Below are 12,594 nucleotides of genomic sequence, written 5' to 3' on the forward strand. Positions count from 1 at the left end.
GACTAACGCTCCTTCTGCGACCGCCACACGATGAACAGCGCCGACGTCACCGCCGCCCCCCGCAGCACCCACGGCCAGGTCTCGCTGATCGCGGCGTTCATGTGGCCCTCGGCGATGGGGGTGCCCCAGCGGCCCTCGGTGCGGCCCCACAGCCAGACGACTCCGGCGGTGAGTGCGAGGCCCGGCAGGATCACGACCGCCCACTTGGTCTCGGCGTCGCTCAGCCGCCGTGAGCCCCAGGCGATGAGCCAGCCGAGGAGCAGGGCGATGAGGTTGCCGAGGACGGCACCGGCGACGAGGAGGGCGGCGGCGAGCAGGAGCAGGGGGTTGCTCCAGCGGCCGGTGGGGAGGGTCGGGCGGGGCAGGAGACGGCGGCGACGAGGGGCGGCGTCCGCCTCCGTGTCGTCGGCCTCCTCGACGGCGGCCGGGGCGGGGTCCTCGGTGGGCCCGGTCTTCTTGAGCCGCGTCTCCTCCGCCGCGGGCGGGCGTCTGAGCATCTCCGGGATCTCGACGCCGCCGACGAATCCCGGGACGTCCTCGCCGGGGCCGAAGGGGCTGCTGTCCACCCGCCACCAGTCCGGCCGGGTCGCGCTGCCGCCCAGGTCCTCCGTGCTGGCGAAGTGGGGCGGCGGGGGCGCATCGTCGGGTACCGCCGGCGTCTCGGCGGGGCGCGGGCGCGGCACGATACGGCGCAACCCCTTGGGCCGTGCCTCGCCGGCCTCGCTGTCCCGTCCACGCCTGCTGTCCGGCTGTACGGGCACGGAGGTGACCGGCGACTGGGGTGCGGGGGCGGCGTTGCCTCCCCCCGAGTGGGTGCCCCCGGCGGCCGTGACGACCTCGTCCGGGGTGCCGAGGCGGGCGATGATGCGGCGGACGGCGGCGGGGCTGTCGACGGGGGCCTTCGCGCGCCGCCGGTCGATCTCGCCGCGCAGCTCGTTCACCAGGCGCATGCGGGTGGCCGACGGCAACTGCCGCTGCTGGGCCACGTCGCCGACGCGGCTCAGATACTCGTAGACGACCTGGTCGCTCTCGATCCCCACGAAGTCCCCTCCGGGGTGGGTGTGTTGGATACCCGGTGGGACGACGTTAGCGCAGGACAACGTGGGTGGGGCGACCGCAGCGGCGGGCGGTGCGGGTCAGAGCGGGCAGCACTCCCCGCAGTTGTGCACTTCGGAGCAGAGTCGGTCTGCCGGTACGGGTAGTTGGGCGGCCAGGCACTCGTCGGAGACGATCTTGGCGGAGTCGGACGGTCTTCCAGGCGTCCGGCAGACCCCCTCCCCCGTCGCCCCACCCGCTAACGTGGGCAGGATGAGCGACCCGGCTACCCCGCCCCGTTCCCTCGCGGAAGCCCTCCGTGCGCGGGACGACGCCTCCCTGGCCGTGCTCCTGCGCAGCCGCCCCGACCTCATCACCCCCGTCCCGACCGACCTCACGCAGCTGGCGACCCGTGCCGGCACGCGGGCCTCGGTGGTGCGCGCCCTGGAGCGGCTGGACCGTTTCGCGCTGCAGACGGCGGAGGCGCTGGCCGTGGCGGCGGACCCGGCGACGTACGACGAACTGCTCGGCCTGATGACCGGTGACGAGGGCGACCAGGCCGTCGCGGGCGCCCTGCCGCACGCCCTCGGCGCCTTGCGCGACCAGGCCCTGGTGTGGGGCTCCGACGACCGGCTGCGGCTCGTCCGTACGGCACGTGAGCTGCTCGCCCCCTCACCGCAGCACCCCTCCCCCACCGGCCTGGGCCCGACCGTGCAGGAAGCCACCGCGGGTATGTCGCCGGGCCGTATCCAGGAGATCGTCACGACGGCCGGGCTGGCCTCGACCCACGACGCCGTGTCCGCCGTGTCGTCGCTCACCGCGCTGTTCGCCGACCGGCGGCGCATGGCGGACCTGCTCGCGGACGCCCCGGAGGAATCCCGGGAGGTGCTGTCCCGCCTGGTCTGGGGGCCGCCGTACGGCCAGGTCACCGCGGATCCGGCGCCCCGGCTGCGCTGGCTCCTCGACCGCGGCCTGCTCCTGCCGACGGCGCCCGGCACGGTCGTACTCCCCCGAGAAGTGGCCCTGCATCTGCGGGCCGGCCGCGCGCACCGCACCACCGAGCCGCTGCCGCCGCCCGTCGAGGCGGCCGCGACGCACCATCCACAGGTTGTGGACACGACCGCGGCCGGACAGGCCTACACGGCGCTGGCGACCGTGGAGGAACTGCTGAAGGACTGGGACGAGGGCGGGCCGACCGTGCTGCGGGCGGGCGGCCTGAGCGTGCGCGACCTCAAGCGGACCGCCGTCGCGCTCGACGTCTCCGAGCCCATGGCCGCGTTCTGGGTCGAGCTCGCCTACGCCGCGGGCCTGCTGGCCTCCGACGGCGAGGCCGACGAGCGGTACGCGGCGACGCCCGCCTACGACGAGTGGCTGGAGCAGCCCGCCGCACAGCGCTGGGTGCGGCTGGCGGAGGCGTGGCTGACGGCGACGCGGACTGCGGGGGTGGTCGGGGGGCGGGACGCGAAGGACCGTACGTTGTCGGCGCTGGGCCCGGGCCTGGACCGCTCCGCCGCGCCGGAGGTACGGCACCGGGTGCTGACCCTGCTCGCCGGGCTGCCGGTGGGGGCGTCGCCGTCCGCCGAGTCGGTGCTGGCGCGGCTGCGCTGGGAGCGGCCGTTGCGGGGGCCGCAGCAGGACGACGACCTGCGCAGCCGCCTCGCCCGGTGGACGCTGAACGAGGCGGAGCTGCTGGGGGTGACGGGGCGGGGGGCACTGTCGGCGCAGGGGCGGGCGCTGCTGGGCGCGGCGCCTTCGACGGAGGCCGCCGGGAAGTCCGGGGCTCCCCCGCGCGACGTCGGGCCCGCCGGCCCCGGCGACAAGCTCCCGGTCCACCACGAGCACCCTCGCCCTTCCGCTCCCCCGGAGCCTCTCTCCCCGGCCGAGCAGGCCGTCGCCTCCGCGGCCGCCGCCCGCCTCCTCACCCCGCTCCTGCCCGAACCGCTCGACCACGTCCTCCTCCAGGCCGACCTCACGGCCGTGGCACCCGGTCCGCTGCAGCGCCCGCTCGCCGAGATGCTGGGGGTGCTCGCGGACGTGGAGTCGAAGGGCGGCGCGACGGTCTACCGCTTCACGCCCGGCTCGGTACGCCGCGCCCTCGACGCCGGCCGCAGCGCCTCCGACCTGCACGCCTTCCTCGCCGAGCACTCCCGCACGCCGGTGCCGCAGCCGCTGGCGTACCTGATCGACGACGTGGCCCGTAAGCACGGCCATCTGCGGGTGGGCGCCGCCTCGGCGTACGTCCGCTGCGACGACGACGCGCTGCTGAACGAGATCCTCGCCGACAAGCGGGCCGCGGGCCTGCGCCTGCGCCGCCTGGCGCCGACCGTGCTCGCCACCCAGGCGGACCCGGCGGCGCTGCTCGACGGCCTGCGCGCGATGGGCTTCGCCCCGGCCGCCGAGTCGGCGGAGGGCGACGTCCTGATCACCCGCGCCGACGCCCACCGCACCCCACCGCGCACGGCCCCCGAGCCGGTCCCCGACGGCCCGCCGACGCCGGACGCCACCCTGCTGGCGGCCGCGATCCGCGCCATCCGCGCGGGCGACCTCGCCTCCACGACACCCCGCAAGCCGAGCGGGGCCACGGCTCCGGTGACCGGCGGTGAACTCCCCCGCACGACCTCCGCGGAGACCCTCGCCACCATGCAGGCCGCCGTCCTCACCGGCGAGGCCCTGTGGATCGGCTACGTCAACGCCGAGGGCGCCGCGAGCCAACGGGTCATCGCCCCGGTACGGGTCGAGGGCGGCTTCGTGACGGCGTACGACCACACCGCGGACGAGGTCCGGACGTATCCGCTGCACCGGATCACGGGGGTCGCGGAGCTGGCGGACGACCAGATCTGACGGCCGGATCTGACGGCCGGATCCGACGGCCCACTCGTTCGGGTGTACGCGGCACTCCATGCACGCCACGCCGGGCTCTTCCAACTCTTGAGGGACCTTGCGGGCCTTTCCGCATCGCCTCGCGCGGCGCAGGGCAGCCACCCGGTGTCCTGATCACGCTCTCAAGCGAGCGCAACAGAGAGGTAGTTGTCCCATGCGCACTGCGCGCCGCATCGCCACCGTGCTGACCGCCACGGCCGCCATGATCGGAGCCTTCGCCACCCAGGCCGCGGCGGTCGGAATCGACATCGCCGGGTTCATCATCGAGACGCCGCCGGTCTGACCCCGCCCCCGCACGCGTCGGGCCGGACCCGTGCTCGGGTCCGGCCCGTCCGGCTCGCCACTGTCACACCCCGGCATCAGAAAGGCCCACACGCACCCATGCGCCCCACCCCCGCCCGCCTCGCCACCGTCGCTGCCGCCCTCCTCATCGGCGTGCTCGCCCCTGTGACCGCCGCAACCCCGGCCTCCGCGCTGCCCCTGCCCCTCCCGGCGACCGGGGCCGGAGGCGAGCCCCTCGTCAATGTCGACGGGCACCTGTTCGCCCAGCCGCTGGTCAACAACCTCAATCTGCCCACGCTGAAGTAGTGGCGCGGCGCATCCGGTAGCTGTCGCCGTCGATCCGCACCACCTCGGCGTGGTGGGCCAGCCGGTCCACCATCGCCAGCGCGGAGGGGCCGCCGAAGATCTCGTCCCAGCGGCCGAGCGGACGGTCGCTGGTCACGATCAGCGAGGCCCGTTCGTAGCGGTGCGCGATCAGTTGGAAGAAGAGGGCGGCGGTCTCCGCGTCGAAGGGGGTGTAGCCGACCTCGTCGACGATCAGCAGGGCGTGCTCGTCGAGCGCCGTGAGCTCCTCGGCGAGCCGGCCGGCGTCCTTGGCGCCGGCCAGCCGTGCGGCCCACTCACCGGCCGTCGCGAACAGCACCGAGTGGCCGGCCTGACAGGCCCGCACGCCGAGGCCGACGGCCAGATGCGTCTTGCCGGTGCCGGGCGGGCCGACGAAGACCACGTTCCGGCGGGCGGCGACGAAGTCCAGCTTGCCGAGCCGGGCCACGGTCTCCCGGTCGAAGGCGCGGGGGTGCTCCTCGTCGAAGTCCTCCAGGAGCTTGCGGGCGGGAAACCCGGCGGCCCGGACACGGGCCTCGGTGCCGGCGTCGTCGGCCCGGTGCGGGGCGGACGCCTGGGCGGGGATCGGCACGGAGCGTGCGGCGGTCACCGCTTCCGTCGACGCCGCGGACGACGCCGCGTCGGTTCCCTGCCCCCGGCTCTCCTTGTGCGGTGCGTGATCGGCCCGGTAGGCGGCCAGGGCGGCCATCGGCCCCGACATGTACGCGAGGATCGCCGCCGAGGCGATGAACGCCATGTGGATCACCGTGCCCCACAGCAGTGAGTGGTGCGAGGTGTGGTGCACATCCACGAACATCTGGAGCAGATGGACGGAGGAGATGCCCACGATGGCGGTGGCGAGCTTCACCTTCAGTACGTTGGAGTTGACGTGCGAGAGCCATTCGGGCTGGTCACGGTGGCCCTGCAGACCGATGCGCGAGACGAACGTCTCATAGCCGCCGACGATCACCATGATCAGCAGATTGGCGATCATGACGACGTCGACCAGCTTGAGCACCGCGAGCATCACATACGTCTCGGTCGCCTGCCCGCTCACGCACCGGACGAGTAAGGTCCACAGCTCGTAGAAGAATTTGTAGACGTACACGCCCTGCGCAGCCACCAGGCCGAAGTACAACGGGGCCTGGAGCCAGCGAGTGGCGAACAGGGCGTAGCCGATTGTCGTCGTCGTCACGATCCGCCATTCTTCGGAAGCGACCGCCGAACAGCTCAACCGAACCACCCACAGGACTGAATAGACATCCTGTAGGACCGGAGGCGCCGACCGTCCCGACCTGGGGAACGATCAGGCACACTGGACGTTTGGTCGCGCCGTCCGGCCGTACGGAAAGGTTGCCGCGCGTGAATGGTCCACTGATCGTCCAGTCCGACAAGACCCTGCTCCTGGAAGTCGACCACGAGCAGGCCGACGACTGCCGTCGGGCCATCGCGCCGTTCGCGGAGCTGGAGCGGGCGCCGGAGCACATCCACACCTACCGGGTGACGCCGCTGGGGCTGTGGAACGCGCGCGCTGCGGGGCACGACGCCGAGCAGGTCGTGGACGCGCTGGTGCAGTACAGCCGCTATCCGGTGCCGCACGCGCTGCTGGTCGACATCGCCGAGACGATGGACCGGTACGGCCGCCTGACCCTGAGCAAGCACCCGGCCCACGGGCTGGTCCTGACGAGCACCGACCGTCCGGTCCTCGAGGAGGTGCTCCGCTCCAAGCGGATCGCGCCCCTCGTCGGCGCCCGTATCGACCCGGACACCGTCGCCGTCCATCCCTCCGAGCGGGGGCAGATCAAGCAGACGCTGCTGAAGCTGGGCTGGCCCGCCGAGGACCTCGCGGGGTACGTCGACGGCGAGGCGCACCCGATCGAGCTGGCCGAGGACGGGTGGGCGCTGCGGCCGTATCAGAAGCAGGCCGTGGAGAACTTCTGGCACGGCGGCAGTGGGGTCGTGGTCCTGCCTTGTGGGGCGGGGAAGACCCTTGTCGGCGCCGGGTCCATGGCCCAGGCCAAGTCGACCACCCTCATCCTCGTCACGAACACCGTCTCCGCCCGGCAGTGGAAGCACGAGCTGGTGAAGCGGACGTCGCTGACCGAGGACGAGATCGGTGAGTACAGCGGGACGCGCAAGGAGATCCGGCCCGTCACCATCGCCACGTATCAGGTGCTCACCACCAAGCGGAAGGGTGTCTATCCGCACCTGGAGCTGTTCGACTCCCGCGACTGGGGGCTGATCGTCTACGACGAGGTGCATCTGCTGCCGGCCCCCGTCTTCAAGTTCACGGCCGATCTGCAGGCGAGGCGGCGACTGGGCCTCACGGCCACCCTCGTGCGGGAGGACGGGCGTGAGTCGGACGTCTTCTCGCTCATCGGGCCCAAGCGGTTCGACGCGCCCTGGAAGGAGATCGAGGCGCAGGGCTACATCGCGCCCGCGGACTGCGTGGAGGTGCGGGTCAATCTCACGGACGCCGAGCGGCTCGCGTACGCCACCGCCGAGCAGGAGGAGAAGTACCGGTTCTGCGCGACGACCGACACCAAGCGGAAGGTCACGGAGGCCATCGTCCGCCGGTTCGCCGGGCAGCAGATCCTGGTCATCGGGCAGTACATCGACCAGCTCGACGAACTGGGCGAGCATCTGAACGCCCCCGTCATCAAGGGTGAGACCTCCAACGCCCAGCGCGAGAAGCTCTTCGACGCCTTCCGGGAGGGCGAGATCAGCGTCCTCGTCGTGTCCAAGGTCGCCAACTTCTCCATCGACCTGCCGGAGGCGACCGTCGCCATCCAGGTCTCGGGCACCTTCGGCTCCCGCCAGGAGGAGGCGCAGCGCCTCGGCCGCGTGCTGCGGCCCAAGGCGGACGGTCATCAGGCCCACTTCTACTCGGTCGTCGCCCGCGACACGATCGACCAGGATTTCGCCGCGCATCGGCAGCGGTTCCTGGCGGAGCAGGGGTATGCCTACCGGATCATGGATGCGGACGAGTTGCTGGCGGGGGGCTGAGCGGAGGGTTTTCGCCCCCGCCGCCCCTACCCTTCCCGTCCTCCAGGGGCTGCCGCCCCTTCGACCCCGCGTTCTGGGGGCTGCCGCCCCCAGACCCCCGCTTCGGCCCTGAACGGGCCTCGTCCTCAAACGCCGGACGGGCTGAAATTGCCTGGACCGGCGTCGAGAGGTGAAGGCCCCTACGGGTGGGTGGGGGAATCGGGATGGCGGAGCTCGGCCTCAGACGCCGGGTGGGCTGGAATGCCTGGGTCGGTGTTGAGAAGCGGAGACGCTGAAGGGCGGGCCCTCGGGGTCTTTTCGAGTCCAGCCTCTTGGCCGACCGAGACGGGTGGGCGGGTGGGCAAAGGTCCGGGAGGCAAGCCCAGCCGTCGGTAGCAGCAGCGCCAGCAGCGGGTACGGCGACGCCAACGGCTGCTGCCAGCACGGTAGTTGCAGGTCCAGGTCCCCCTCGTGCGGCAGCAGCCACATCGTGCGGGCGGTGAAGACGAGCGCCACGAGTGCGGCCGTACGCTTACGGCCCTCTGCCAGGAGTACGGCGATCAGCGGGACGCACCACACCCAGTGGTGGGACCAGCTGATCGGTGAGACGAGCAGTGCCGTGAACGCCGTCAGGAGGATCGCGTGGCGGTCATCGGCGGCTCGTGCGGCCAGCCAGAGGCCGGTGAGCGCGACCGCCGCGCAGGGCAGTGCCCAGGCCGCCGGACCCGGTGTCGGGTCGCCGAGGGCGCGGGCGATCAGGCCCTGCAGCGACTGGTTGTCGACGATCCAGGCCTTGCCCACGCGGTCCGTCTCGTAGAGGCGGCGGGTCCAGAAGTCGAGGCTCGCGGAGGGGAGGACGAGGGCGCCGAGACCGACCGTCCCCGCCCAGGCCGCCGTCGCCGTGCCCGCCTCCCGGTGGCGCCCGCGCAGCAGCAGGTACGCGATGAAGATCGCCGGCGTCAGCTTGATCCCGGCCGCGATGCCGACCGCGACGCCCTTCCAGCGGGCGCCCGACGGCCGGGTGAGGTCCCACAGGATCAGGCAGGCCAGGGCGAGGTTGATCTGGCCGAAGAGGAGGGTCTGGAAGACCGGCTCCAGCCACAGGGCCCCGGCCGTGGCGGCGCAGAGGGCCGGGAGGCGGATCCTCGCCAGGCCCGACAACCGGGCGGAGAGCTGGACGAGTACGGCGAGCAGGAGCGCGTTGCCCGCCAGGAAGGTCGCCTTGAGGGCCGTCACCGGGATCAGTGCCGCCGGGACGAAGAGGAGGGCCGCGAAGGGCGGGTAGGTGGCGGGGAGGTGCCACTCGGTGACGGTGAAGTCGTAGAGGTGGGCGCCGCCGCGGAGGACGGCTTCTCCTTCCGCCCGGTAGACCAGCGCGTCGGCCATCGGGAGGTGCTGCTGCACGCAGAGGGCGAGGGCTGTGCAGGCGAGGAAGGAACCCGCCAGTAGGCAGTAGGGAGTTGCGGAGTGTGATCGACGGGTCACAGAGTGACCCTAGGCGTCACTTGTGGCGGACGCCCGCCTCCTCGCCGTACTCGCCGAGGATGATCACGTCGAAGGCGGCACCTGCGAACACCTTGACGGCACGCAGGGCTTCGCCGATGCGATGACGGTGGTGACTCCCCTGGAGCGCTGTCGCTCCGTGGGGGCCCACGGGGGCCGGGTTGATGGTTGCTGCGCTCATGTCTCCATGATGGATTCGCGGCCATAAAGAACGCATCGGCCTGCGGTGCCAAGCCGTGTACTGCCTCCGTACACCTCCGGACGGACCCCCTACCCCCAAGGAGTAGGGCCGCATCCCCTAGGGGGCGGAATATTCGTTGGCGTTCGCCTGCCCCGCTCACCTAAAATCTCCGCTCTTGCCCGCCTCCCCCGCGGAGTGCCGCCGCCCGGACGGAAACCGGTCGGTTCTCTCGACGACCGCCTGCCTGTCACCCCCCTGTAGGTCCCTCCGGAGGCACCCCCTTGTCCACGCCCGTCGACGACTCCCTGGACCCGCTCCTGCGAGAGCGCTCCCACCTCGCCGAGTCCCGGTCCGCCCTGCGCGCCATGCGGGAGGACGTCGAATCCCTCGACATCAGCGACGTCACCGCGAACTGGGTCAACGCCGAAGTCCTCGCCCGCCAGATCGACGAGCGCATCAAGGCCCTGGCCGACCTCAGCGACACCCCGTTGTTCTTCGGCCGGCTCGACTATCTGCACGCACCCGGTGCAGAGGGGGCGGAGGGCGCGGAAGGTGAGCGCTTCTATATCGGGCGCCGGCATGTGCACGACGCCGAGGGCGACCCGATGGTCATCGACTGGCGGGCGCCGGTGTCCCAGCCCTTCTACCGGGCGTCGAAGAAGGACCCGATGGACATCGCGCTGCGCCGCCGCTTCGGTTACACCGGCGGCGACCTCACGGCGTACGAGGACGAGCACCTGTCCGACCCGTCGGAGGCCGCGCGGACCAGCAAGCTGCTCCAGCAGGAGATCGAGCGCCCGCGCGTCGGCCCGATGCGCGACATCGTGGCGACCATCCAGCCGGAGCAGGACGAGATCGTACGGTCCGGGCTCGGCGGAACCGTGTGCGTGCAGGGCGGCCCGGGCACCGGGAAGACGGCGGTGGGCCTGCACCGGGTGGCGTACCTGCTGTACGCCCATCGCGAGCGGCTCGCCCGCACCGGCACGCTCGTCATCGGGCCGAACAGGTCCTTCCTGCACTACATCGAGCAAGTCCTCCCCGCGCTGGGCGAGTTGGCGGTCCGACAGGCGACGGTGGACGACCTCGTCGCGCACGTCGAGGTGCGCGGCACGGACGACGCGGCGGCCGCGGTGGTCAAGGGCGACGCGAGGATGGCGGAGGTGCTGCGGCGCGCCGTCTACTCGCACGTGACCATGCCGACCGAGCCGGTGGTCGTCGTACGCGGATCCCGCCGCTGGCGCGTCCCGGCGTACGAACTCGAAGAGACCGTACGTGAGTTGCTCGCCCGCGACATCCGCTACGGTGCCGCCCGCGAGGCCCTCCCGCAGCGCATCGCGCACGCCGTGCTGGTGCAGATGGAGCGGTCCGGCGAGGCGCCGGACGACCGGGTGCAGGACGCGGTGGCCCGCAACAGCGCGGTGAAGGCCGCCGTCAAGGCGATCTGGCCGCCGGTCGACCCGGCGAAACTCGTCCTGCGCCTGCTCGCGGAGCCGGACTTCCTCGCCGTACATGCGGAGGGGCTGCTGAGCGAGGACGAGCAGAAGACGATCCTGTGGGCGAAGCCGGCGCGCAGCGTCAAGTCCGCCAAGTGGTCCGCCGCCGACGCCGTGCTGATCGACGAGGCGAACGACATCGTCGCGCGCACGCCCTCCCTCGGCCATGTCGTCCTCGACGAGGCGCAGGACCTCTCGCCCATGCAGTACCGGGCGGTGGGCCGCCGCTGCACGACGGGTTCGGCGACGGTGCTCGGCGATCTTGCGCAGGGTACGACCCCCTGGGCGACGCGGAGTTGGGACGAGGCGCTGGCCCACCTCGGCAAGTCGGAGGGCGTCATCGAGGAGCTGACGGCCGGCTTCCGCGTCCCGACGGACGTCATCACGTACGCCTCCCGCCTCCTGCCCCACATCGCACCGGGCCTGACGCCGGTGGCGTCGATCCGTGAGAACCCCGGGTTCTTCGAGGTCCGTGGAGTGTCGGAGACGGCCGACGTCGTCGCCGCGTGCGGGGAGTTGCTGCGCAACGAGGGCTCGATCGGCCTGATCGCCGCGGACGCCCGGATCCCGGCCCTGTCGGAGGCGCTCACGGCTGCGGGGATCACCTGTCTGGCCCCGGGTGAGGAGACGACCCGGCAGACCCGCCTGACGCTGGTCCCGGCGTCGCTCGCGAAGGGTCTGGAGTACGACTACGTCGTGCTGGACGAGCCGCGCGCGGTGGTGGACGGGGAGCCGGACGAGCGGACGGGGCTGCGGCGGTTGTATGTCGCCCTGACGCGGGCGGTGTCGGGGTTGATCGTGGTGCATGCGGCGCCGTTGCCGACGCAGTTGGGGTGACGTCGTCGGGAGGGTCGGGGGTGCGTGACGTCTTGTGTCGGGCTGCGGGTAGTCGGTGGCTGGTCGCGCAGTTCCCCGCGCCCCTTGGGGCGTTGCAGGCGACGCAGCCGACACAGTTGCGGGATGCCGCTCGCCAAGGCGCGGGCTGCTTGCGCCTAGCGCGGCGCCCGTCCCACGGTTTGGCGAGAGGCCCGGGGGTGCGACGACTCGTGCCGGGCTGCGGGTAGTCGGTGGCTGGTCGCGCAGTTCCCCGCGCCCCTTAGGGCGTTGCAGCCGACGCGGCGCCCCGCAAGCGCCGGGCCGCGCGACCCGCCCCCGGCCGGCCCCCATGCCAGGCTCCTACGAACCCCCGTCCAGCACAGCCCGCCACTCAGCCACTGCAGCCACAGACACCGGCCCGTCCCACCCCCCGGGCCGCGCCGCCCCGCCGATGTGGAACGCATCGATCCCAGCGCCCAGCAGCACCGGCACATGATCGAGCCGTAGCCCTCCACCCACCAGAATCCGCTGCTCGTACCCGGGCTCCCCACCCCTGGCCGCCTCGGTGAGCAGTGTGGGAAGTCCGTCGTCCACGCCCGCCCCCGACCCGGCCGTGAGATACGTGTCCAACCCCGGCATCCCATCCAGCTGCTTCCGCAGCGCATCCCGGTCGGCGGCCCGGTCGATGGCGCGGTGGAAGGTCCACCGGCATCCGTCCAGCTCACCCACCACCCGCTCGACGGCCCCGAGGTCAACCCCACCGTCGGCGTCGAGAAACCCGAGCACGAACTCGTCGGCCCCGGCGTCCCGCAGCTGACGCGCCGCCCGTACGACCCGCCGCACGTCCCCCACCGCGAACCCGGCCGCCGGCCTCAGCATCACGCGCAGATCGATGTCGACGGCGGCCCGGATCCCGGCAAAGGTCTCGACCGGCGGGGTGAGTCCGTCGGCCGACATGTCGGTGACCAGTTCGAGCCGGTCCGCACCCCCGGCCTGGGCGGCGACCGCGTCCTCGACACCGAGGGCGATCACCTCCAGGACTGCACGCTTGCTCATGGGACCCCATTCCTCGGCATTCGACGACGACTACAGGTC

The 12,594-nt window shown here is 72.4% G+C and carries 10 protein-coding genes; 5 read left to right on the forward strand and 5 right to left on the reverse strand.

The annotated features are described in order from the left end of the window. Positions 1 to 2: 2 nt before the first annotated feature. On the reverse strand, positions 3 to 1,040 hold the full coding sequence (locus EHO50_RS20975; RefSeq protein WP_128431995.1) for a hypothetical protein: 1,038 nt from the start codon (positions 1,038 to 1,040) through the stop codon (positions 3 to 5). Positions 1,041 to 1,308: 268 nt separating this feature from the next. Between EHO50_RS20975 and EHO50_RS20980 the strand changes: the two genes are divergently transcribed. The 3 genes from EHO50_RS20980 (at position 1,309) to EHO50_RS20985 (ending at position 4,503) form a co-directional block, all read left to right on the forward strand. After that, positions 1,309 to 3,876, forward strand: a complete 2,568-nt coding sequence (locus EHO50_RS20980; protein WP_128431997.1) for a helicase C-terminal domain-containing protein — start codon at positions 1,309 to 1,311, stop codon at positions 3,874 to 3,876. A gap of 193 nt (positions 3,877 to 4,069) precedes the next feature. Continuing rightward, positions 4,070 to 4,198, forward strand: a complete 129-nt coding sequence (locus EHO50_RS45665) for a hypothetical protein (protein ID WP_281288228.1) — start codon at positions 4,070 to 4,072, stop codon at positions 4,196 to 4,198. A 98-nt stretch (positions 4,199 to 4,296) separates the two neighbouring features. After that, positions 4,297 to 4,503 carry a hypothetical protein gene (locus tag EHO50_RS20985; protein WP_128432000.1) on the forward strand — a complete coding sequence of 69 codons (207 nt, stop codon included), beginning with the start codon at positions 4,297 to 4,299 and terminating at the stop codon, positions 4,501 to 4,503. Here EHO50_RS20985 and istB read toward each other — a convergent pair. Further along, positions 4,481 to 5,716: an IS21-like element helper ATPase IstB gene (gene istB / locus EHO50_RS20990; protein ID WP_246101288.1), complete on the reverse strand. Its 1,236-nt coding sequence runs from the start codon at positions 5,714 to 5,716 to the stop codon at positions 4,481 to 4,483. The two genes, EHO50_RS20985 and istB, sit on opposite strands and share 23 nt — an antisense overlap. A gap of 167 nt (positions 5,717 to 5,883) precedes the next feature. Here istB and EHO50_RS20995 point away from each other — a divergent pair, with 167 nt between their 5' ends. Continuing rightward, complete coding sequence (locus EHO50_RS20995; RefSeq protein WP_128432004.1) at positions 5,884 to 7,527, forward strand: DNA repair helicase XPB; 1,644 nt, start codon at positions 5,884 to 5,886, stop codon at positions 7,525 to 7,527. A gap of 219 nt (positions 7,528 to 7,746) precedes the next feature. Here the strand turns inward: EHO50_RS20995 and EHO50_RS21000 are convergent, their stop codons facing one another. Next, complete coding sequence (locus tag EHO50_RS21000) at positions 7,747 to 8,991, reverse strand: glycosyltransferase 87 family protein (RefSeq protein WP_246101290.1); 1,245 nt, start codon at positions 8,989 to 8,991, stop codon at positions 7,747 to 7,749. Between the two features lie 16 nt (positions 8,992 to 9,007). Further along, on the reverse strand, positions 9,008 to 9,190 hold the full coding sequence (locus tag EHO50_RS21005; RefSeq protein ID WP_181449662.1) for a hypothetical protein: 183 nt from the start codon (positions 9,188 to 9,190) through the stop codon (positions 9,008 to 9,010). 281 nt (positions 9,191 to 9,471) lie between these two features. Between EHO50_RS21005 and EHO50_RS21010 the strand changes: the two genes are divergently transcribed. Further along, the gene (locus tag EHO50_RS21010; RefSeq protein ID WP_128432008.1) at positions 9,472 to 11,520 is read left to right on the forward strand and encodes a HelD family protein; all 2,049 of its coding nucleotides are present in this window, start codon (positions 9,472 to 9,474) and stop codon (positions 11,518 to 11,520) included. A 339-nt stretch (positions 11,521 to 11,859) separates the two neighbouring features. On the opposite strand, the gene EHO50_RS21015 is transcribed toward EHO50_RS21010, so the two are convergent. Continuing rightward, complete coding sequence (locus EHO50_RS21015) at positions 11,860 to 12,555, reverse strand: copper homeostasis protein CutC (protein WP_128432010.1); 696 nt, start codon at positions 12,553 to 12,555, stop codon at positions 11,860 to 11,862. Between the last annotated feature and the right edge of the window lie 39 nt (positions 12,556 to 12,594).

It is taken from the genome of Streptomyces cyaneus (genome assembly GCF_004028635.1).
Lineage (GTDB): Bacteria > Actinomycetota > Actinomycetes > Streptomycetales > Streptomycetaceae > Streptomyces > Streptomyces cyaneus.

Coding starts and splice junctions, on each gene's coding strand:
- EHO50_RS20980 (WP_128431997.1), top strand. CDS start 1,309: ATGAGCGACCCGGCTACCCCGCCCCGTTCCCTCGCGGAAGCCCTCCGT.
- EHO50_RS45665 (WP_281288228.1), top strand. CDS start 4,070: ATGCGCACTGCGCGCCGCATCGCCACCGTGCTGACCGCCACGGCCGCC.
- EHO50_RS20985 (WP_128432000.1), top strand. CDS start 4,297: ATGCGCCCCACCCCCGCCCGCCTCGCCACCGTCGCTGCCGCCCTCCTC.
- EHO50_RS21005 (WP_181449662.1), bottom strand. CDS start 9,190: ATGAGCGCAGCAACCATCAACCCGGCCCCCGTGGGCCCCCACGGAGCG.
- EHO50_RS21015 (WP_128432010.1), bottom strand. CDS start 12,555: ATGAGCAAGCGTGCAGTCCTGGAGGTGATCGCCCTCGGTGTCGAGGAC.